Annotated in this window: 16 protein-coding genes; 8 read left to right on the top strand and 8 right to left on the bottom strand. The window is 61.7% G+C overall.

The window, feature by feature from the left end:
* Nucleotides 1-7: 7 nt before the first annotated feature.
* Nucleotides 8-445, bottom strand: coding sequence for a PIN domain-containing protein (locus tag EA473_RS12150; RefSeq protein WP_124195930.1), 438 nt, complete (start codon nucleotides 443-445; stop codon nucleotides 8-10).
* On the bottom strand, nucleotides 442-747 hold the full coding sequence (locus EA473_RS22790; RefSeq protein ID WP_124195929.1) for an AbrB/MazE/SpoVT family DNA-binding domain-containing protein: 306 nt from the start codon (nucleotides 745-747) through the stop codon (nucleotides 442-444). The genes EA473_RS12150 and EA473_RS22790 overlap by 4 nt, the downstream gene beginning before the upstream one ends.
* A gap of 735 nt (nucleotides 748-1,482) precedes the next feature.
* Between EA473_RS22790 and EA473_RS12140 the strand changes: the two genes are divergently transcribed.
* On the top strand, nucleotides 1,483-3,522 hold the full coding sequence (locus EA473_RS12140; RefSeq protein ID WP_124195928.1) for an AMP-binding protein: 2,040 nt from the start codon (nucleotides 1,483-1,485) through the stop codon (nucleotides 3,520-3,522).
* Nucleotides 3,523-3,609: 87 nt separating this feature from the next.
* On the opposite strand, the gene EA473_RS12135 is transcribed toward EA473_RS12140, so the two are convergent.
* Nucleotides 3,610-5,586: a TRAP transporter permease gene (locus tag EA473_RS12135; protein ID WP_124195927.1), complete on the bottom strand. Its 1,977-nt coding sequence runs from the start codon at nucleotides 5,584-5,586 to the stop codon at nucleotides 3,610-3,612.
* A gap of 67 nt (nucleotides 5,587-5,653) precedes the next feature.
* On the bottom strand, nucleotides 5,654-6,676 hold the full coding sequence (locus EA473_RS12130; protein ID WP_243645244.1) for a TAXI family TRAP transporter solute-binding subunit: 1,023 nt from the start codon (nucleotides 6,674-6,676) through the stop codon (nucleotides 5,654-5,656).
* A gap of 175 nt (nucleotides 6,677-6,851) precedes the next feature.
* Here EA473_RS12130 and EA473_RS12125 point away from each other — a divergent pair, with 175 nt between their 5' ends.
* Entirely contained in the window at nucleotides 6,852-7,445 is a 594-nt protein-coding gene (locus EA473_RS12125) for an HD domain-containing protein (RefSeq protein WP_124195926.1), read from the top strand.
* Here EA473_RS12125 and EA473_RS12120 read toward each other — a convergent pair whose 3' ends face one another.
* Nucleotides 7,446-9,152, bottom strand: a complete 1,707-nt coding sequence (locus tag EA473_RS12120; RefSeq protein WP_124195925.1) for a thiamine pyrophosphate-binding protein — start codon at nucleotides 9,150-9,152, stop codon at nucleotides 7,446-7,448. It lies immediately after the preceding gene.
* A 162-nt stretch (nucleotides 9,153-9,314) separates the two neighbouring features.
* Here EA473_RS12120 and EA473_RS12115 point away from each other — a divergent pair, with 162 nt between their 5' ends.
* Nucleotides 9,315-10,109 carry an IclR family transcriptional regulator gene (locus EA473_RS12115; protein ID WP_124195924.1) on the top strand — a complete coding sequence of 265 codons (795 nt, stop codon included), beginning with the start codon at nucleotides 9,315-9,317 and terminating at the stop codon, nucleotides 10,107-10,109.
* A 1,394-nt stretch (nucleotides 10,110-11,503) separates the two neighbouring features.
* Nucleotides 11,504-12,697, top strand: coding sequence for a Gfo/Idh/MocA family protein (locus EA473_RS12110; RefSeq protein ID WP_124195923.1), 1,194 nt, complete (start codon nucleotides 11,504-11,506; stop codon nucleotides 12,695-12,697).
* 285 nt (nucleotides 12,698-12,982) lie between these two features.
* Here the strand turns inward: EA473_RS12110 and EA473_RS12105 are convergent, their stop codons facing one another.
* Nucleotides 12,983-14,161: an aminotransferase class I/II-fold pyridoxal phosphate-dependent enzyme gene (locus EA473_RS12105; protein WP_124195922.1), complete on the bottom strand. Its 1,179-nt coding sequence runs from the start codon at nucleotides 14,159-14,161 to the stop codon at nucleotides 12,983-12,985.
* Nucleotides 14,162-14,297: 136 nt separating this feature from the next.
* Nucleotides 14,298-15,218: an NAD-dependent epimerase/dehydratase family protein gene (locus EA473_RS12100; RefSeq protein ID WP_124195921.1), complete on the bottom strand. Its 921-nt coding sequence runs from the start codon at nucleotides 15,216-15,218 to the stop codon at nucleotides 14,298-14,300.
* 344 nt (nucleotides 15,219-15,562) lie between these two features.
* On the opposite strand from EA473_RS12100, the gene EA473_RS12095 reads away from it, so the two are divergent.
* The 4 genes from EA473_RS12095 to EA473_RS12080 are packed head-to-tail and all read left to right on the top strand — an operon-like array spanning nucleotide 15,563 to nucleotide 21,804.
* Complete coding sequence (locus EA473_RS12095; RefSeq protein ID WP_165875273.1) at nucleotides 15,563-17,428, top strand: ABC transporter substrate-binding protein; 1,866 nt, start codon at nucleotides 15,563-15,565, stop codon at nucleotides 17,426-17,428.
* A 53-nt stretch (nucleotides 17,429-17,481) separates the two neighbouring features.
* The gene (locus tag EA473_RS12090; protein WP_124195919.1) at nucleotides 17,482-18,495 is read left to right on the top strand and encodes an ABC transporter permease; all 1,014 of its coding nucleotides are present in this window, start codon (nucleotides 17,482-17,484) and stop codon (nucleotides 18,493-18,495) included.
* 39 nt (nucleotides 18,496-18,534) lie between these two features.
* Nucleotides 18,535-19,563, top strand: a complete 1,029-nt coding sequence (locus tag EA473_RS12085; RefSeq protein WP_124195918.1) for an ABC transporter permease — start codon at nucleotides 18,535-18,537, stop codon at nucleotides 19,561-19,563.
* Between the two features lie 3 nt (nucleotides 19,564-19,566).
* On the top strand, nucleotides 19,567-21,804 hold the full coding sequence (locus EA473_RS12080) for an ABC transporter ATP-binding protein (RefSeq protein ID WP_124195917.1): 2,238 nt from the start codon (nucleotides 19,567-19,569) through the stop codon (nucleotides 21,802-21,804).
* A gap of 399 nt (nucleotides 21,805-22,203) precedes the next feature.
* Here EA473_RS12080 and EA473_RS12075 read toward each other — a convergent pair.
* Nucleotides 22,204-22,716 (bottom strand): aldehyde dehydrogenase family protein (locus tag EA473_RS12075; RefSeq protein ID WP_124195916.1); only part of this gene is annotated, 513 nt, incomplete at its 5' end.

The following is a 22,716-nucleotide window of genomic DNA, read 5'->3' as shown; positions in this document are numbered from 1 at the left end:
CCAGCCATTATACACTCTCGTTCCGAAATCGAACGACATCGACATCGATCGGGAGCGTCTCGAAGTCGTCGTCACCACCGGCGATCAGTGTCGCATCCGTCTCGTAGGCGAGCGCAACGCCGTGAGCGTCCGCAAACGAAATGTATCCGTCCGCTTTCACCTCACCAGCAAGCCGCCAGTCAGCACGTTCGATCTGAATCCCCCACCGCTCGAGTGCACGGAGATCGCGATCGGCAGTTCGAAGTGAGTCCGTCGTTGGCTGGTCGTCGATACCTTCGAAGCGGGCAACGAGAGACAGTACTTCACCAGCGTTGGTTTCTGCCAACAGCCCGTCGACGACACCGTCACGAACGTCTTCGAGATACGCTTCGACGACGTCCCGACCCGGCTCGTCGTAGAGGTAGGCGATGATCGCTTCAATGTCGAAGACGTACCGGTCGCTCACTCGTCCTCCGAATCAGTCGGTCGGAGTCGGTCGGCACGGCTATCCTCACGCCGGCGTTGCTCGCGTTTCAACTCGCGAACGCGCTCGAGCACGTCGCCACGGTCGCGATCAGTGTCAGCGTGAATCCCGCCTAACTCCTCGAGTGACGGAATCGGTTCGACGACGATTCGCTCGTCTTCCTCGTAAATGAACACCCCACCAGGGGTGTCGATCCCGTACTTCTCTCGAAGCGCCTTCGGGATCGTCGTCTGTCCCTTCTGTGAGACGCGTACGACTTCCGGATCTCTGGTACTACCCAGTATATTGAGTTGTACTACGGAAGCTTCGTACTACTGATTGTCGGTGGGGCCACTCTCCTCTCTAATCACCACCCACATATATCGGAGTCCGACTCAGCTGGGCCACCACCTCTTTCGAAACTTCGTTACCACGCCCCCGGAGAAAGTCGATATCTGTGTTTCACGGCCTCAGATATCGATGTGTGAATTAGTTCATCGGTTGTCTGACAGCATTCCGGACTCGCCGAGAACACAAAGCCCCTGTGGAGACAGAAGGGTAATATAATTGCTGTTTTTGATGCTTCACAATATTGTGAGAAATATGCATTTTATTTAGTTTTCTGCACTGTCGATATCGCGGCGCTGGACGACAAAACGGTGATCCAGTTGCTGTGTTCCTCCACCGACCGATCGGTAAACACGATCCCTCCAAGACGGCTTCTCGTCGATAAAACCGGCAGTTCTCCACCAGCCTACCGATTAGGGTTGATGACGGCGTAGCGACACCGGTCGAACGGTGTTCGACAGGTGAGTTCATACACTCGAGATATGGACTGGCCGCGTTCACGACTCGTTGGACGGGAGTCGACCACTGTCAGACATAGTATTGATTGAACTATACAATTTAATTCCGCAATTTTCCTATAATGACTATTTGCTTATGATATTCCAGGAGGTACCAACCTGGACGGAACCGATCCGCTCCGATATTCGAGGTTTCGTAACAGTGAATATATTCGCGGTCCGTGATCTATCCTAATGAGCGAGCAAGCCAGCGACGGTACCGACTCGAGCCTCGAGGAGATCGACGAGATCGTCCACGAGCCGGACGACCGGTTCGCCGAGTCGACCAACGTCGCCGCGTTCGCACGCGAGTACGGCATCGACGACTACGACGCGTTGATCGAGCGGACGACCACCGACCGCGAAGTGATCGAGGAGTCGGGCCTCGAGTGGTTCTGGGACGAGGTCGTCGACTACCTCGACATCGAGTTCGACGAGCCCTACGACGCCGTCCGGGACGACACCGAGGGGCCCCAGTTCACCGACTGGTATCCCGGCGGAAAACTCAACATCGCTCACAACGTCGTCGATCGCCACGCCGCCGTCGACGAGCCACGCCGCAACGCCGTCGCGACCATCTGGGAGGGCGAAAACGGCGAGGTTCGGGAACTCACCTACCACGAACTCGAGCGCCAGTCGAACCGGGTGGCGAACGCACTCGAGGAGCGCGGGATCGAGACCGGCGACACGGTCGGTCTCTACATGCCGATGGTGCCGGAAGTCGTCTCGATCCTCTACGGCTGCTTCGAGGTCGGCGCGATCGCGGTTCCGATCTTCTCCGGGTTCGGCGTCGACGCCGTCGCCACCCGCCTCGCCGACGCCGAGTGCTCCGTACTGTTCACCGGCGACGGCTTCTATCGCAGGGGAGATCCCATCTATCTCAAGTCGTCGGCCGACGAGGCTATCGACCAGGCGGGACACGTCGAGCACACGATCGTCTTCGACCGGTTGGGTTCCCGCGGAGATGGAAACGGCGATCACGAGATCCCCTGGACCGACGACCGCGACGAGTGGTGGACCGACGCCGTCGAGTCCCAATCCGACGCCTACGAGACGAAATCGCTGCCCTCGAGCCAGGAGTCGATGCTGCTGTACTCGTCGGGCACGACGGGCAAACCGAAGGGAATCGTCCACACCCACGCGGGCGTCCAGGTTCAGTGTGCCAAGGAACTGTACTTCGGGATGGATCTGAAACCCGCGGATCGCTTCTTCTGGGTGTCGGACATCGGCTGGATGATGGGGCCCTGGACCCTGATCGGGGTCCACACGTTCGGCGGCACCGTCTTCATGTACGAAGGTGCGCCCGACTATCCCGACCCCGACCGGTTTTGGGAAATGATCGATCGGCACTCGCTGACGCAGTTCGGTATCTCCCCAACGGCTATCCGCGCGCTCCGCAAACACGGTGACGAGTGGCTCGAGGGACACGACCTCTCCTCATTGCGGATTCTGGGATCGACCGGCGAGCCCTGGGATCCCGAATCCTGGCGGTGGTTCTACGAGAACGTCGGCGGCGGCGAGTGCCCGATCATCAACATCTCCGGCGGCACCGAAATCTGTGGCTGTTTCCTCATGCCGATGCCCAACCAGCCGATGAAACCCTGTACGCTCGGCGGCCCCGGACTCGGCATGGATATCGATATCGTCGACGCCTCCGGGGACTCCGTCGCCGACGCCAACGAGCGCGGATATCTCGTCGCCCGCGACTCCTGTCCCTCGATGACGAAATCGCTGTGGTCGGGCGACGAACGCTACAGAGCGGAGTACTGGTCGACCTGGGAGAACGTGTGGGACCACGGCGACTGGGCTCAGAAGGACGCCGACGGCTTCTGGTTCCTCCACGGGCGGGCCGACGACGCGCTCAACGTCGCCGGCCGCAAGGTCGGCCCCGCCGAAGTCGAAGGTGCGCTCATCGACCACGAGGCGGTCAACCAGGCCGCCGCCGTCGGCGCACCCGACGAAACCACCGGTACCGCCGTCGTCGCCTACGTCGTCCTCGAGCACGATTACGAAGAAAGCGACGACCTCCGCGAGGCGTTGCGTGAGCAGGTCGGCGAGGAACTCGGCAAGCCGTTCCGGCCGCGCGAGTTGCTGTTCGTCGACGAGTTCCCCAAGACTCAGTCGGGGAAGATCGTCCGCCGGATCGTCGAAGCCGCATACACCGGCGACGAACTCGGCGACCTCTCGAGCATCGAAAACCCCGACGCCATCGAGAAACTCGAAGAGGCGTCGTAACTGCGGAGAGAAAGCGCTGGTCGGAGCGGGTGCCTACTTCCTGCCGTCGTTTCTAAGAGTGTCGGAGAGCCGAATCAGCGGAAGACGTTATCTCGAGAGCGACGATCGACCCGGTATCGCATCGAACGCGCCGTTGACGTGGACGGCGATGAACGCGACGCCGGCGACGAAAAAGGCCAGTCGAACGGGGCCCATCGGGTACGCCATCGCGAGGAAGCCGACGGTGAGCAGGACGGCTCGAGCCAGGTACTGTAGCCCCCGCGATTTCGCCGCCAGGATCGGATAGTTCAGCGAGTGAACGATGGTGATCGCCCCGCCGAGTGCGACCAGCGAGGAGACGAGCGTGGCGACGGTTATCCCCCCGGTGACGATCTCGGGGTTGTAGATGAACGCGACTGGCAACGCGTAGAGAGGGGCCGCGATCTTCAGCGCTTCCTTACAGGTATACCAGAAGTTCGACTGGGCGACGCCAGCGGCGACGACGACGCTCACCGCGATCGGCGGCGTGAGTCCGGAGAGTATCGCGGTGTAGAAGACGAAGTAGTGGGCGGCCAGATCGGGGAGCAGGAAGTCGGTCGTGAGACTCGGCGCGATCAACAGCGCGACGATCGTGTACGCCGCGACGGTGGGCATCCCCAGTCCGAGGAGGATACAGACGGCGAACGCGAGCAGGATGGCGACGGCCATGACGCCGCCGGAGAGGTCGATAAGTGCGAGCGAGATCAACCCGGGGACGCCGGTCGAGACGAAGATGTCGACGACGCCGTTGATCGAGGCGACGATGATCGCGATTGGGGCGAGCGTCGTCACGCCGTATCGCGCTCCGTCGACCGTTTCCCCGCCGAGTTGCCACAGCAGTGCGCTCCATCCACTTTCGCCAGTGTACGCGTTGCGAAGGAGCGGGACGCCGATTCCGGTCCCGAACATGATCACACACGTGACCAGCGCGGCGCTCGTAATCGTCCACTGTGCGATTCCGAGGAAGTAGATGAGCGTGACGAACGGGATCGCGAACCGAACTCCCTCGGTCAGCAGTTCGCCCGTCGTTCGCTCCTCGTCGAGGTGGTTCGAGACGTCGAACTCGAAGGAGTCCATCTGGAGGATACAGGTGTAGTGGACCGCGACGGCGACCGACGCCAGAAAGATAACCGCCGGGAAGAGGCCGGCGACGAGAACGTCGACGTACTGAATCCCCAGAAGCGACGCCATCACGAACGCGGCAGCGCCCATCACCGGCGGCAGCAACTGCCCGCCGGAGGACGCCACGGATTCGATTCCGCCGGCCGTTTCCGACCGAAGACCGCTCTTTTTCATCAGCGGGATGGTGAACGAACCGGTCATCGCGGCGTTCGCGGCCGCGGATCCGTTTACCGACCCGATGATCGTACTCGCGACGACCGCCGACTGGGCGACCCCCGATCTGAGATACGTCCCCGCCCGGAACGCCAGCCGGAGGATGAGGTCGAACGCGCCGTAGGCTTTCAGCTGTCCCGCCAGCAGGAGAAAGAGCGCGACCCACGCTGCGACGATCTCGTTCAGTTCCCCGTAGAACCCCCTCACGTCGAGGACGAGCATGTTGAGCAGCCGCGTCGTGGTGTATCCGCCGTGTGCGAGCAACCCGGGGAAGTACGGCCCGAGGTAGCCGTAGCCGATCGCCGCGAGGACGACCATCAGAAACGAGACGCCGAACTCGCGGTAGGTGAGATACAGGACCGAGACGACGAACGCTGCCGCGATCGCGTACTCGTGCGTGTACGCGTATCCGGACCGGACGGTGATGAGCAACTCGAACTGATAGGTCACGTAGACGGTCGCGGCGACGGTCGAAACGGCCGAAAAGATCAGCAACGCGACGTCGTACGTCGGCCCGTCTTCGACTGCGGTCCTGAGTTCCGAGAGGACGTACAGACAGATCATCGCCCCGAGAAACACGACGCCGAACTGTCTGCGAGGGAGAAACAGCGTGTATGCAAAGACGATCACGAACACCCAGAACAGGACGGCAAAGAGCGTGTACGCTACGTCCGGCAGCGAGTCGGGAAACGTGGGTCGGTGAGTGCTCATACGCGGAGTTGGTGTGATATCCGAAATACGTTCTGATTCGGCGCTGTCCCGTCCGAATCGCTAGGGGTTACGACGACCGGTCCCAGCTGTCGTCCCAAGCGTCGTTGTCCTCGAGGAAGTCGGCCACACCGGCGTGAACCGGCACGTCCGACATGTACCCCGAGGTCATGATGTCGATATCGGAGTGGTCCGGATAATCGGCCTGTCCCTCCCTGATCTCGTCGACGTATTCGTGACTGACCCGCGCCAGTTCGTACGCGACGTCGTCGTCGACGTCCTCGCTGATCCACAGCTGACCGGGTTCGTCCCAGGTCACGAGCGTATCGGTACCGACGTCCTGGTCGTAGCCGTAGACGTCGATTTCGTTCGCGGACATTCCCTCGGTCGCGTCGATGCCATCACGGAGCGTGTCGGTCGTCTCCACGGCGTAGACGTCCGCTCGAGCGTCGACCTCGGTCAGCCAGCCCGGGAGCCCGGTGAAGTTCGCGCCGTATCCGATAAACGCCTCGACGCGTCCCTCTTCGATCGCGCCGGCGACGTCACCTGCGTCGATGTCGACCGTCGATCCCTCCAGGTCCTCCCACATGCCGGCGTTCTCGTGGACGTCCTGGGCGAGTTGTCGGATCCCCCAGTCGGGTTGCAACGGCCAGACGTCTCGGCCGGCGAGGTCGTCCGTCGTTTCGATTCCGCTTCCTTCGACTGCGAGCCAGTGGAAGTGGAACGTGTGGAGGAGAAAGCCCTGAGGTGCGACCTCGTCGACCGGCTCCTCTGCGAACGGTTCCTCGTCGTTCATCGCGGCGATGATACTCGAGTTGTTGCCGGTGTGTGCGTCGATATCGCCGTCGTTGTAGAGTCTGACGTTCTCCGGATCGCCGGAGGTACCCTGGGTGATGATCCGGGCGGACTCCGACTCGGAGTCGACGACGCGCTGGAGCGCCTGGGTCATCTCTTCTGAGGTGCCACCGGTCCCCATTCCGACCCGGACGTCAGTCTCGTCGTCGTCTCCGAGACATCCTGCCAGTCCGAGCAATCCGAGGCCAGCCATCCCCTGCACTGCTTCCCGCCGAGAAATCGTGCTCTTTCGACTCATATCCTCTCGCGACTATTGTAGATTCGGGTATTAATAATTAACTATTTCCGAGAGTCAGCTGGGAACACGGTGACGGATCAGCGTCAGCGAGATGAGAACGTATTTGACGCTCGTCCCCATCCATCGAACCAGCGCCCGGAATCGTTCGGAATCGAACGAGGGAGCTGATCCGACGATGACTGAGACTGAATACGTGACACAGATTCGCGACGCGTTGCCCGAACTCGAGGAGATTTCGGATGTCGAACTGCGCGAACAGGTGATCGAGGCCTGGTCGCTCGGCCTCGAGCGTGGAGGGTGGCACGACATCGAGGACATTCCCTACGCCTGGAATATCCACGAGGTATCGAACGTCGAGCACGTCAGAGGAGTTACCCAGATCGCACTCGACGCCGCCGACGTCCAACAGGGGTTCCACGGGGCGGAGCCCGATCGAGACGTGATCGTCGCCGCGGCGTTGCTTCACGACGTGGGCAAATGCTACGAGTACCCCACCCACGTCGACGACGACCTCCTCGAGGAGCCAGATCCCACGTACGTCTCCTCGGACGTCCCACACTCGATAAGCGGCTACGCGCTCGCACACGAGGTGGGCTGTCCGCTCGCCGTCCAGCGGGCGATTCCACACTACCACGGCGAAGTACCGGTCCGAACGCTCGAGGCCGAACTGGTCAAAAGCGCAAACAGCGCCAGTTCCAACGCGATCACCGAGGCCGCGATGGGGCTGACCCTGAAGGAGTGGATCGACGAATACTCTCAGGTCGCGTAGTCACTCGTGTAGACCGCCAACCGACGCGTAGAACGACGACTGAAGCGTCTCCTCCATCTCCTCGTCGCGGTCGATACGCGCATCGATCACGGTGGGACGGTCCGCCTCGAAGGCGTCGCCGATCGCCGTCTGCAGCGCCGCCGCCGTTTCGACCCGCGTCGCGTTCGCGCCGAGTCCCTCTGCGACGGTGACGAAGTCGGTATCCCGGAACTCGACCCCGTCGATCGGTGATCCCTCCGACTGCATCTGGCGAACCATTCCGAGACTCCGATCGTTGAGAACGACGATAGCCGGACTGACGCCGTGATCGACGGCCGTCTCGAGGGCGGTCATCGTCATCGCGAACCCGCCGTCGCCGGTGACGCCGATCACGCGGTCGTCGGTGATCAGCGAGGCGGAGACGGCCGCGGGGACCGACCAGCCCATCGCGCCGACGCCGCCGCTCCCGAAGTACGTCCCGGTCGCGGTCGTCTGGGCGTAGTTCAACAGCCAGAACCGGTTGTTTCCGGAGTCGGCGGTCACGATCGTCTCCGCGTCCATGTGCGCCTCGATCGCCTCGACGGCCCGCTGTGGCGGGATCGGGCTGTCGGTCTCCGATCCGACCGACGAGTGGAAGCACTCGCGTGCGTCCGCCGCACGGGACAGACTCCACTCGTGAGACGAACCGTCCCCGTCCGGTGCCCGGCGGGAGAGAGCCGAAAGCGACTCGGCCGCGTCGCCGATCAGGCCGACATCGGCCGGATACACCCAGCCGGCGTTCTCGGATTTGATATCCGCGTGGATGATCGTCTGCTCGTCCGGCCGAATGAACGACTCCGCCTGCCAGTTGGTGTCCATCGGATTGAGTCGACAGCCGACGACGAGCAACACGTCCGCCTCCGACACCGCCCGGTTTGCGCCCTCGTGACCGAACGATCCGATCACTCCGGCCGCCCGCTCGTGGATCTCCGGAATCGTCGACTTACCCAGATACGACGTCGTGACGACGCAGCCGTACTCGTCAGCGACCACCTCGAGTTCGTCGTACGCTCGAGCGCTGTGGACGCCGTTTCCGGCGACGATGACCGGGCGGTCCGCGTCGGCGAGTCGATCCGCCGCTCGGTCGACGTCCGTCTCGCTCGGCTGTGCGGTCCAGTTTCTGACCTGCCGATCAGAGTCCCAGACCCCCGGAATCGAGTCGTCGTCGAACTCGTCGGTGATCGCGTCCCCGTCGAAGATGACCGCCGTCGGTCCGGACCTGGTGGCTGTCGCGTGTTTGAACGCCAGTTGCAAGCTCCGTACGGTTTCCGTCGGCGTTCGAGGGAACCAGTGTTCTTTCGTGATCGCATCGAGGATCTTCGGCAACTCGAGTCCACCGTAGTCGCCCCGGGCCTGCTGGTACGGTGCGAGCGTCGAGTACTCGCCGCGTTCGCTCGCCTCGGTGAGGACGACCATGGGCGAAGACCCCAGTCGGGCTTCCATCTGTCCGATCGCTCCCAGGCTCCCGATCCACGGCCCCTGTCCGGTGAGTACGCCCGGTTCCCGGCGCAACCGGCCGTACATCTCGGCCATGACGCTGGCTTCTCGTTCGTCTCTCGGGCGAACGACCGTAATGTCGCTGTCGGACAGGTGGGTAAACAGCTCGATTGCCCGACCACCCGGATAGCCAAAGACGTGAGATACGTTCAACTCCTCCAGTTCGGAGACGATTTTCTCGGCGGTTTTCATACTGATCAGCGCCCCTCACCTGTCGTAAGTGGGCAGATACTACTGTCACTCCGATCCGTAATTGTTCTGTCGATCGAACTCGTCGGAGTCCAGGTCGTCGGTCGTCGAGTGTCGTTCGAGCGCTTCGAACAACCTTTTGTCGGTGGAGCCACGAGCAGGGGTATGGATCACGACGCGCCAACCCGGCCGGTAAAGACGGTCCAGACCGCGTTCGAGATCGTTCTCACGCTCCGCGATCTGACAGAAGCGACCGTCACGGAGCTCGCCTCGGAACTCGACCTGGCGAAGAGCACCGTCCACCGCCACCTGATGACGCTCACGGAACAGGGGTGGGTCGTCCGCGACGGCGCTCAGTATCGCGTCGGGCTCAGGTTTCTGGACGTTGGAATCGCGACGCGAAACGCCAACCCGATATACCGCTACACCTGCGATCGAGTCGCCGATCTGGCCGAGAAAACCGGCGAGAAAGCGTGGTGTATCGTCGAACAGAACGGCCGTGGCGTCCACCTGTACGGCGAGTCCGGCACCAGTCCGGTCCAGACGTACGCTCGACCGGGGCAGTTGACGTATCTGCACCAGCACGCCGCTGGAAAGTCCATCCTCGCCAACCGGCCTCGAGAAGAGGTCGAACGAATAATCGAGGTCCACGGACTCCCCGAGATCACCGATCAGACGATAACCGACCCGGACGAACTGTTCGAAGAGCTCGAAAAAACACGCCGGCGAGGGGTTGCATTTAACGAAGAGGAGTCGGTAGTCGGTCTCAACGCGGTCGGGGCAGCGATCACCGATCAGTCGGGGTACGCACTGGGGGCGATCAGCATCTCAGCCCCTGTCGCACGGCTGCAACCGGAAGAGATGGAGTCCGACATCGCCGAACTCCTGATCGAGACGGTAAACGAAATCGAGATCAACATGGAGTACGCCGGCGGACAGGACGAGTATCCCCTCGAGTAACGTTCGTAATGCTCGAATCCCGGTCAGTCGCTGGGAAGGCACGAGTAAGCATCCTTTTACACTCGTACCGGCGTAATTGTGTGGCGTGCTGGCTGGCACACAGGCGGCGCACTTCCAGTTGCACTCGTCCACGAACGCCGCCGGCACGGTGACTGATACGGGTTACTGTAACTGTGTACCGGCGCACCCGTCGCCCGGATCGCGGGTGCGCCGGTAATGATTTATAGCAAACCGTGTGAGGCACGGACCGAGCGGGCGACACGCAACAGGCGACACACGACCAGGTATCGGCAGGTCACAGACTTCGACACGCCGTTCCTATCGACGGTATCAGCCGCGTAGATTCGAGTTCTCGCCACAATTTGAAACAGTCAAATTCCACTGGTTTTCATTTGTAACTGTTTCCCCAGGTGATTCCGCTTCGTCCGCCTCGTCGTGGCCGAAGCGGCGTTCCAAAACGAAAGCAGGGGGACAGATGCACCGGACCCACGACCCCCTCGCGTCGAGGTGGGCGGCGATCAGGGATAGATCGCTCGAGACCGATCGCCAGTATCGAACCGTCCCGATCCACTTCGGCCCGTCGACCGCTCGTGTGACGCGACGAGCGATCGGTTCGACGACGCCCTCACGGAGTCGACTCGGTCCCACTCAGGGGGACTGTTGGAGTCACCGACCGCCGATCTGCGACCGGATTCTGCCGATCCACGATACCGGTTACGCCAACCCCTACCACACGGCCGTCCGGCAGTACCAGAGGCGTACAGGCTCCAACGAGGCGAATTCCACCACAATCAGCCGATTGGGTGTCCAGTACATTCGGCGACTCCCCCAGTCGACCTGTCCTCGATATCTCGAGGGCGCGTTCCTCGAGAGGGGATCACACGTTTCGATGGTGTGAAACAGTCGGCAGCGCACTCCAGCGGGGCCCACGACCCGATCGACCGGTCCTTTTTCACCAGCCAAGATAGATTTGAGCTCTTCAAATTCAATTTCTGCCGATAATTCAGGATAGTAATCGGTATCCCTGGCGGTCTGACCACCCCATCGAGACGCAATGCGTCCGGGCCGGCAATCGATCGAGCGAACCAGCCGATACGGCTCACGTACCTGGGTTCGGGCACGCTCGACGGGCGTTCGAACGACGAACCATCGTACTGTCACGGCCGGGTAGGGGTTCGAACCGCCGTACGCGGCCGTCCAACCGTCGCTCGTGTGTCAAAAAGGGGTCTACCCCTGTCCTTTGGGACGCTCAAAGGTTCGACTGACGAGAGACGACGAGCGGCCCTAACCCAAAGGCGGCGTTCGAGTCGGACTTCAGGAGAGGCCCACCGGTCGACCGTGGCCATATTGTCGCGGGAGGAATATATTAATACCAGGACTGTCTACCCTCATTCGTGCCAGAAACGTTCAGCATCGGACTAGTCGGTGCCGGGTTTCGCGCTGCATCGCACCTCTCGAGCCTGTATACGGTCTCGGAGTGGAACTACTTCGACTGCGATAACGCGATCGAGTACCCACAGTGGACGTACGACGACCACGCCGAATCGAATCCGTCGTGGGTCGAGGACGTCTCGGATCTCGACGTGTCGATAACGGGAGTTTTCGATCCTGACTCGGACGCTCGAGCCGACGCCGTCGAGCGCTGTCGTGAACACGGTGACGAACCGGAGACGTACAACGACTTCGACTCGTTCCTCGAGGGCGAGTACGACGGCGTCGTCGTCTCGAGTCCGAACGACGTCCACGCAGAGCAAAGCATCAGGCTGCTGGAAGCGGACGTCAACGTCCTCTGTGAGAAGCCGATCGCGATCACGCTCGAGGAACACGATCGGATCATCGAGGCGGTCGAATCGTCGGACGCACTCTACTACGTCGCGTTTAACCTTCGCTCCGCGCCGTTTTACATGAAGCTCAAAGAGATGGTGTCCGAGGGGTCGATCGGCGACCTCGGAACGATCACCTGCATCGAGAGTCGCGGCCACTTCCACGCGAAGTACTCCTTCTCGAAGGAGGTAAGCGGCGGCACGCTGCTCGATAAGAACTGTCACGACTTCGATCTGTTCAACTGGTTCGCGGAGTCCGATCCGCGCCGGGTCGCCGCGTTCGGCGGACAACACGTCTTCGACGAGGACAGCGACGTGCTCGACCACGGGAACGTCCTCGTCGAGTACGATGACGGAACGAAAGCGATCCTCGATCTCTGTATGTACACGCCGTTCCGACAGCGGACGCGGCTGTACGAGTTCAAAGGGTCCGAAGGGATCCTTCGGTCGCCCGACGGAACGACGGACAGCAACAGCGTGACAAGCCAACAGGCGACGATCGACCTGTATCGCCAGGATTCACGGAGCCGGATCAACGTCGAGAGCCCCGGCGGCGGACACGGCGGGGCCGATCTGATCCAGGCGAAACGATTCCTCAGATGTCTCCAGGGGAAAGCAGAACCGCCGGCAACGGTCGAGGACGCGAAATGTGCAGATGCAATCTCGCTGGCCGCAGAAGCCGCCGTCGAGACGAGCGAGGTCATCCACATCGACGACAACTACGACTTCGAACGTCCCGCAGCGATCGACGACGACTGGAACTGATACGGACTGGCAGTCGTTACCGGAGCGACCGCGAGACTGTGCCCGGTTGCGCCGGTACACAGTGACGGCAATCCGTATGAGACGACCCCGCGACCGACCGAACGCGGTCGGAACGACGAGCGACTGCGCTGCGTGACGGGCGACGACTCGAGTCGATTTTCGGTCGCCGCCGTCGAGGCGCCTACGGCCGATAAGAGTGCGTTCGCGAGAAAGAGCGAGCGTATTGCCTATTGTGCGCCACCAGGCGGCTACTATCGCTGCAATCGTGACAGTGATGGGACGGCGTTAGACGAGGTCGAGTTCTCGGCCAACGTCCTCGTACACCCGAAGCGCCTCGTTCAGATCCTCGTCGGTCAGCCCGACGTTGATCTGATTGCGAATCCGCGCTTTGCCCCGCGCCACCATCGGATAGACGATCGCCAGTGCGAACACCCCTTCCTCGAACAGCCGCTCGGCCAGTTTCTGTGCCGCCGTACTCTCCCCGACCATCGCCGGCACGATCGGCGTCTCGCTGTTCCCGGTATCGAACCCGATCGACTCGAGTTCCGAGGCGAAGTAGTCGCGTTTCTCCCACAGTTCCCGCACCCGGCTGGGTTCGTCGTCGACGATCTCGAGGGCGCGTTTGTTCGCCGCGGCGATCGCTGGTGGGTAGCCCGCGCTCAACAGCCAGGTCCGCGAGGTGTTGTACGCGAAGTCGATCACGTGCTGGTCGCCGGCCAACATCCCGCCGAACCCGCCACAGGCCTTCGAGAAACTCCCCATCTGGAAGTCCACGTCGTCCTCGAGGCCGAACTCGGCGGTGATGCCGTGTCCCTCGCCGAGGACGCCTTCGCCGTGGCAGTCGTCGACGTAGGTCATCGCGTCGTACTCCTCGGCCAGCGTCTGAATCTCGTCGAGTTTCGCCACGTCGCCGTCCATGGAGAACACGCCGTCGGTGACGACGATGATCCGCTCGTACTCCTCCCGGGCGGTCCGCAGCGTGTCCTCGAGGTCGGCCATATCGGAGTGGTCGTAGACCAGCGAGTCCGCCGGCGAGAGTCTGATTCCGTCGATGATACTGCCGTGGTTGAGTTCGTCCGAGACGTAGACGTCACCGGCCTCGAGAAGCTGCGGTAACAGCCCCGCGTTGACGGCGAATCCGGTCTGATACGAGAGGCCGGCTTCGGTGCCTTTGAACGACGCGATCGTCTCGTGTAACTCGTCTTGCAGGATGGTGTAGCCCGCGATCGACCAGTCCGAACCGGCACCCACGCCGAAGCGCTCGATCGCATCGATCGCGGCTTCCTGCAGTCGCGGATCGTTCGCGAGGTCGAGGTAGTTGTTCGAGGCCAGCATGATCACCTCCCGTCCCTCGACGGTCGGTCGGGCCTGCGTCGCCGTCTCCAGCTGATTGAGCGGCCACGTCTCGCCGCGGTCGTCCATCTCTCTGTACTTCTCACGGAGGTAGTCTGTGTTCTGGGTCATCTGTCTGGTGGGAATGTTCGTCCGGTCTCAGTTCGGTGCGTTAGTCGAGGGCTCTCGCCGTACCGACATGAATCCCCGGGTCGGCGGATCGATCTGGGTTGCCGAAACAGGAGGTTTCGGTCCGGCTCGCTCATCATCAAAGGTTCGCGAGCATGTCGTCGACGACGGCCTCGAGGCCATACTCGGGCTCCCATCCCCAGTCGGCCCGGGCTGCGGAGTCGTCGACGGCGTCGGGCCAGGAGTCCGCGATTCGCTGGCGGTCGTCCGGGTCGAAGTACGCCTCGAACTCGGGAACCCGGTCTTCGATGCGATCGACGAGTTCGCGGGCGGTAAAGCTCAGCGCGGAGACGTTGTACTCACACCGATATCGGAGGTCCGCCTCGTCGGCCGTCGCGAGGTCGATCAGCGCCGAAATGGCGTCGGGCATGTACATCATCGGCAGTCTGGTGTCCGGGCGGACGAAACAGGTGTATTCCTCCCCGGCCGCTGCGGCGTAAAACGCGTCGACCGCGTAGTCGGTCGTCCCGCCGCCTGGCGGCGTTTCGTAGCTGATCAATCCGGGAAGGCGAAGCCCCCGGACGTCGAGGCCGTACCGACTGGCGTAGTACTCACCTAGCCGCTCGGTCAACACTTTCGTGATGCCGTACATCGTCGATGGCGACAGGACCGTCTTCTCCCCCGGGTTGGCAGGTGTCTGTGGGCCAAAGACGGCGATCGAACTCGGAACGATTACCTGGTCGACGTTCTCCCTGCGTCCGGCCTCGAGGACGGCGTACAGACCGCCGGCGTTGACGTCGAAGGCGGTCTGAGGATCGTCTTCTCCGGTCGCCGAGAGGATCGCCGCCAGGTGAAACACCGTGTCGACGTCGTACTCGCGGATAACCGACTCGAGACGAGATTGGTCGGTTACGTCGAGACGTTCGTACGGCTGGGCGAGAGTCGAATCGGACCTGACGTCGCTCGACACGACGGTCACCCCGGGATATCGTTCGCGCAGCGTCGCGGTCAGTTCGGAACCGATCTGGCCGCAGGCTCCAGTGACTAGTACAGTCTCCATAGACACACGTCGATCACTACGCCTACCTGGACGCTTATACATTTAGTAACCACCAATTGTTGACGGTAATTTGATGTGATCTAGTTGATTCGCCCGTGCAGACGCAACGAAGCGAGAGTCGAAGACGGAAACTGCGAAGACGGTAACCGCAGATCGACTGCAAAAGAGAACGAAACCGGCAGTGAGCCGTGCCATTCGTGGAAGCGATGTAGTATCGGGGAGTGATTTGATCGCGCAAACGGTCGCTCGCGGTTCGAACGAACGTTTCCCCTTGCGACGGGGACTCGAGTCGGATATTTCTGGTACCCCCTATATTTATAATGGTGTATTATCAATCAGGAGCCATGCGGTTTACTAGGTCAACAGGCAGCAATCGGAACGAGAAGCGAGCGAAAGCGATCTCGCGTCGCCGCTTCGTTCAGGCTACGGGTGTCGCAGGTGCTGTGGGAATCGCCGGGTGTTCGGACTTCGACGAAAACGGGGAAGCTGGAGCGCCAGATCAGGGAGGGAACGGTGGAGGCGATGACGAAGACCTGTTCGGAATCTCCGGCTGGGTCGGGACAGCGGATCCCATGAACCTGCAGTTTAACCCGTACAACATCGAGACGTTCCACGGGCTTGGTATATTCGAGGACTTCGCCGCTTTCGAAACGAGACGGTTCATCGACGACGGCGTGGAATCGTGGATGCCAAGAGCGATCGGCGACTGGACCATCGACGAGCCGGTCGAAGGCGCAACAGTGACGGTGACGCCGCCGACCGATCGGACATGGCACGACGGCGATGCCATCACGTCGGAGGACATCTACACCAAGCTTCGGCTCGACATGGCGTTCGGGAACGCGATCGATCAGTACATCGACTCGATCGAAGATACGGGTGATGCAGTCGAGTTCACGCTCAGCCAGGACGTCAACCCCTCGGTTTTCACCCACGAACTCACGGCGATCAACCTCGATACCAAACGGGACATCTACGCGGAGTGGCTCGAGCAGGTCGAAGACGCGACGACCGAGGACGAAATCAACGAGATCGTCGGCGATCTCGCCGGCTGGAACCTCGAGGAGCCCGTCGGGACCTCACCGTATGCGCTCGAAGAGCGTAGCCAGCAGGAGTTTATCTACCGACCACACGACGGACATCCACTCGCCGACGAGATCGACATCGACGGTCTCCAGGTCCTCCCGCACGCGGATCAAGGTGCCTCGTGGCAGTCGGCACTCAGCGAGCGAGTTGACATGATGGCCGGCGGGACGCCCCAGGAAACGGCAGAGGAGATCCTGGAGACGGACACGTTCGACAAGATGTTCCAGAACATCTTCCTCATCCACCTGGCAGTGACGTTCAACTACGACCACGAGGTGTGGCGAGATCCGCCCGTCCGCCGTGCGATTGCGTACGCACTCGATCGGGACGCCGCGACGCAGGCCGGTGGGTACGTCGAAGGGGAGTGGGGCCGGCTCCGCGAGCCACAGCAGGACCTCCACGGCATCAACATCGGTGTCGAGGCGTTCCTCGACGACGAGTTCATCGGAACGCTGACCGACTACGGCTACGACGAGCAGCGCACGGACGAAGCCGCAGCGGAGCTCGAGTCAGCAGGCTACGAACGCGATTCGAACGACATGTGGGTCGACAGTTCCGGCGAACCGCTCTCGATGGACTTCAAGGTCATCAGCAGCTTTTCGGAGTTCGTGCGAGCCGGACAGTCGATCGAGGAGCAACTCACCGACTTCGGGATCGACGTGGAGGTCATCACCCAGGAGTCGACGACGTTCTTCGACGACCTCTGGGACGGCGACTACGACGTCGGCACCGGCTACTGGGGCGGCGGGATGACGCCGTACGTCATGTATCAAAAGCCCTTCTACGACGCACCCCGGGACTTCCAGACGACGAACCATCCCGACACCGTCGACGTGCCGATGCCGGTCGGAGAGACGAGCGGCGACGTCGAATCGATCGACGTCATCGACCGTCTCGACGAACTCTCGACGGCGGGTGACGACGAGCGAGTCCAGGAGATAACCAGAGAGCTCGCGTGGGTGTACAACCAGACGGTGCCACAGATCCCGATCTGGTCCCGATACGGCCAGGCGTTCATCAACACGTCCGACTGGGAGTGGCTCGACCTCGAGGCGTACGACCAGAAAATGGAGACGGCTCACGAAGAGCTGTTCCTGCGCGGCTGGCCACGCGGTCGTCTCTGAGGGACACATGATCCGGCGTTTTCGTGTGGTCACAGAAGACAGATGGGAAATATATGATAAATAGCTACTACGTCCAACGAACTGCGCAGGCCATCTTTACCGTCTTCGCAGTCATTACGATCACGTTCGTCCTCATCAGACAAATTCCCGGCGGACCGACCTCCTACGTCCGTTCGCAACTCGCCCAGCAAAGCGGCTCCGTCGATATGGAACAGATAAACACGCTGGTCGAGGCGTACACGAACGTCAGACCGGACGAACCGCTGTACGTTCAGTACTTCAACTACATCACCTCGGTCGCCCAGGGTGATCTGGGTACCTCGATGTACTACAGCACCCCCGTCTCCGAAATCATGGCGGCGGCGGTTCCGTGGACGGTGTTCGTCATGTCGGTCTCGCTCGTCCTGACTTTCGGTATCGGCATCTCCCTCGGTGCGCTCACCGCGTACGTCGAAGGAAGTCGATTCGACGTCGGCCTGACACTGATTTCGATATTCCTGAATTCCATCCCGTACTACGTGCTGGCGATTATACTCGTGTACGCACTCGGCTACCAGCTAGACTGGTTCCCCATCGGCGGGCTCGTCGGTGGCGACGTCACGGTCGGGCTCAACCTCGGGTTCATCGCGAGTGCGATCTATCACGCCGCGTTACCGATCGCGTCGTTCGTCGTAACCGGGTTCGGAATTCAGGCGCTTACGATGCGAGGGAACAGTATCCGCGTCCTCGGCGAGGACTACATTCGCGTCGCCCGACTTCGCGGAATCCCGCCGAGTGAAATCGCGCTGCAGTACGTCGGACGGAACGCGATCTTGCCGATGTACACCGGAATGATGATCTCCATCGGCTTCATGTTCGGCGGCTCGATCATCATGGAAGAGATTTTCGCGTACCCCGGCGTCGGCTACTACATGTTCCGCGCTATCTCCGCGTCGGACTATCCGCTGATGATGGGTGCGTTTCTCATCATCACTATCGCGGTCGTCCTCGGAATCTTCGTCGCCGACCTCACATATGGAAAGATCGATCCACGTGCTGGACAAGGAGGTAATCGTGAGTCGTACTGAGATCGCTGCTGGCGACGGATCAGCGACGAGGTGGAGACGATGACAGCCGACGATAGAACGCCCGACGACGTTCCGTTCGAAACCGTCTCCTCGAGCGAGGTAACCAGAGGTGAACGGATCCGGGCGACTATCGACGAGTGGATCCTCGTCCCCGCACGGATCCTGTGGAGCGACTGGCGCGCTCGCGTCGGCACGCTCATCATGCTCCTGTACGTCCTGATGGGGACCGTCGGCGTGTGGCTGGTCGACGCCCCCCAAATCGGAGAGGGCGAACGGCTCATCCCCCCGTTTACCGACCCGTCGTATCCGCTCGGAACCGACAGTATGGGCAACGACCTCTTCGCTCAGGTCGTTCACGCGACGCCGCCGATGCTCGAGATGATCGTCGCAGGGGCGTTGTTTACGACCGTGATGGCGACCATCGTCGGCACGTTCTCCGGCTACAAAGGAGGACGAACCGACAAGCTGTTGATGATGTTTACCGACATCCTGCTGACGATCCCCGGACTCCCGCTGGTGATCGTCATCGCCGTGATTCTCGAGCCACGGGAGCCGTGGGTTATCGGAATCATCCTCACACTCAACGCGTGGGCGGGACTCGCTCGAGCGATCCGGTCGCAGGTGCTGACGATGCGAGAGGAATCGTTCGTCGAAGCCTCGCGCCTGATGGGGCTGCCGACCCGGACGATTCTGGTCAAAGACATCGTTCCCGGGTTGATGCCGTACATCCTCGTCAACTTCGTGAACTCGGCCCGGACGGTCGTGTTCACCTCCGTGGGGCTTTACTTCCTCGGTATTCTGCCGTTTACGAACCACAACTGGGGCGTGATGATGAACCTCGCGTACACGACCGGGGGCGCGCTGTATACGCTCAGAGCCGCCCACTGGCTGCTCGTCCCGATGGCGGCGATCGTCCTCCTCTCGTTCGGGTTCATCCTGTTCGCACAGGGGACGGACCGGTTGTTCAACCCACGCGTTCGGGCTCGCCACGAGAACAACGCCGGAGCGAACTCGAGCGACGACGCCGACGAAAACAGCGGAAAGGTCTCGACACACATTCAGGGGTAAATTATGTCTGATAACAGTTTCACGGGCAGGTCGGAGGCAACGAAAGCAGACGTATCGGCGATCCAGGTCGACGACCCCATCCTCGAGATGCGCGACGCGTCCGTCACGTTCGACATGGATCGGGGCGAATCGCGCGTCCTCGATCAGGTGAATCTCGACGTACAGCGAAACGAAATTCTCGGCGTCGTCGGCGAATCGGGAAGCGGGAAATCGATGTTCGCCTCGGCGCTGCTCGACGCCGTCGTCGATCCGGGGACGCTTTCGGGAGATATCACCTACCACCCCGATCCGGACCGATCGGTCGACGTCCTCGATCTCTCGCCCGAACAGCTGCGCGAACTGCGATGGGAAGAGATCTCGATGGTGTTCCAGGGGGCCCAGAGTTCGTTCAACCCGACGACGACGATCCGGGATCACTTCGAGGAGACCATCGAAGCACACAACTACGACATGGCCCAGGGGATGGCACACGCCCGCGAGTTGCTGGAGGACCTGTACCTCGAGCCCGACCGGGTCCTCGACGCCTACCCCCACGAACTCTCCGGCGGCATGCAACAGCGCGCGCTGATCGCGCTGTCGCTGGTACTCGAGCCGAACGTGTTGGTAATGGACGAGCCGACGGCCGCGCTGGACCTGTTGATGCAGCGGTCGATTCTCAGCCTGTTGAACGACCTCCAGGAGAAGTACGATCTGACGGTCGTCTTCATCACCCACGACCTGCCGCTGGTCGCCGGGCTCGCGGACAGACTCGCCGTGATGTACGCATTCGAGTTCGCGGAGGTCGGACCTGCCGACGAGATTATTCGGAACCCGACCCATCCGTACACGCGGTCGCTGCTGAAAGCGGTTCCAAATCTGGATACACCGCTACAGGAGATGCAACCGATCGAGGGGATGGCCCCGGATCCGGTCGACGTTCCGGAGGGCTGTTCGTACCACCCGCGCTGTCCGCTCGCCGACGACGTCTGTCGCGCGTCTAACCCGGCCTATCACGCGGTCGACGACAGCGACGACCACGTCGCCGCGTGTTTCCACTGGGAGCAAGCCAGCGACGTCCTCTCGCTGACGACCGATGGAGAGACAGAACACGCAGAGATCGTCGGGAAACAGTCCGCCGATCCGGTCGTCTCGCTTACAGACGTCGACGTCCACTTCGAACAGGAAGCCGACGGCGGATTGCTCTCGATCTTCGACGACCCCGACCTCGTCCACGCCGTCGACGACGTGTCCCTCGACGTCTACGAAAACGACGTCGTCGCGCTCGTCGGCGAGAGCGGCTGTGGGAAGACGACGCTCGGGAAAACCTCGATCGCGGCTCAGCGTCCCACCGGCGGCTCCGTGACGTATCGAGAGCAGGACGTCTGGGACGCAAAAGACGGCGTCGGTGACGTCGAGACGCCGTTCGAAGCGATTCGCCGATCGCTCCAGATGGTCCACCAGGATCCCGGCGGTTCGCTGAACCCGAACCGCAAGGTGCAGGCGAGTCTCGAGGCTCCACTCAAACACTGGAACACGGGAATGGACGCCGAAGACCGTAAAGAACGGGTGTTCAGTATGCTCGAGTACGTGGGAATGTCGCCACCGGAAGATTACGCCGGTCGATACCCCCATCAGCTCTCGGGCGGCGAACAACAGCGCGTCGCGTTGATTCGCGCACTGTTGATGAACCCCGATCTCATCCTGGCCGATGAAGCTGTCAGCGCGCTCGACGTCTCCCTGCGCGTCGAAGTGATGGACCTGATGCTCGAGCTTCAGGACGTCTTCGACACGTCGTACCTGTTTATCTCCCACAACCTCTCGAACGCACGGTACTTCGCGGGGAACGCCGGCGGTCGAATCGGCGTGATGTATCTCGGCGAAATCGTCGAGATCGGGCCAGCAGAGGAGATCATCGCGAACCCGAAACACCCGTACACGAAGGTGTTGAAGTGGTCGACGGCCGACCTCGAGGTCGACCAGGACGTCGAGGAACCACCGATCAGTAGCATCGACATTCCGGATCCCGTCGATCCGCCGAGCGGGTGTCGGTTCCACACCCGGTGTCCCGAAGCGCGCGAAGCCTGCGCACGCCAGCAGCCGTCGCTCGACGAACACGCAAGCGACGACGAACACAGGGTCGCCTGTTTCCGCGAGTACGACCAGAGCCACGAGTACTGGGAGAGCGAACCGATCGACGACGGAGAGAGTACGGATCTGTTCGCCGACGGCAGCGACGCCGCCGAAATCGAGTCCGACGACTGATACGGACTTTTCTGCACTGCCGGACCGACCGCAGACGGCTTGCGGTTGAACCGGTAGATCGGTACGGGCTTTCCCGACACGCGGTCGAGGGTCGTACCACCGGACGCCGCGTCGTCAGTTTCTCGCAGTTCGCAGACGTGAACCACCACCCTCCGGCGTAGCTTTCGATACCGAAACAGCGCGAGCTATCGAACAGCCACGACGGTCGACGAAAAGAACGCGACAACTGGTGACGACGTCGCCAGTCGTGGCTCGGCGTCACGTGAGTAATCGATCGGGAGAACCGGTGATCGGCTGTATGAGGTTCGGAGCCGTGAGGTTCGGTTCGGACGTCTGCCGTCAGGCAGCTTCGGAGCGACCGAAGACCGGCCGGGCCGGCAAATCGGAATGGAGTCCGTCCTACTCCTCTCGAGTGACGATGTCGGCGGACAGTCCCTGGGCCATCTCGATCTCTGTGGAGTTGTTCATCGTCCAGGCGGTTCGCTCGGTGACGGCTTCGATCGCCTCTCGAGCGCTCGGGTAGCCGTTGCCCGATTTCTTGACCCCGCCGAACGGTAACTGGACCTCCGCGCCGATACACGGCAGGTTCGCGTACGCCAGCCCCAGTTCGGCGTGATCACGGAACTGGTTGATCTGGCGGTAGTTCTCGGAGATGATCGCACCCGCGAGTCCGTAGGGGGTGTCGTTGTGGATCTCGAGGGCGCGTTCGACGTCGCCGTCGTACTCGAGCAAGGCGACGTGGGGGCCGAAACACTCCTCTTTCAGGCAGCGCAGGTCGGTGTCGTACGCGATCTCGTAGACGAACGGACCGACCCAGTGGCCCTCCTCGTGGTCGTCCGGGATTTCCTCGTTCTCGAGTTCGAATCGGTCGACCAGCACCTCCGCCCCCTCTTTCCGCGCGAGGTCGTTGTG

It is taken from the genome of Natrarchaeobius chitinivorans, from assembly GCF_003841505.1.
In the GTDB taxonomy this organism is placed as follows: Archaea; Halobacteriota; Halobacteria; order Halobacteriales; family Natrialbaceae; genus Natrarchaeobius; species Natrarchaeobius chitinivorans.
The sequence above is the reverse complement of the archived record's forward strand: the minus strand, read 5'-3'. Positions and strand labels throughout refer to the sequence as shown.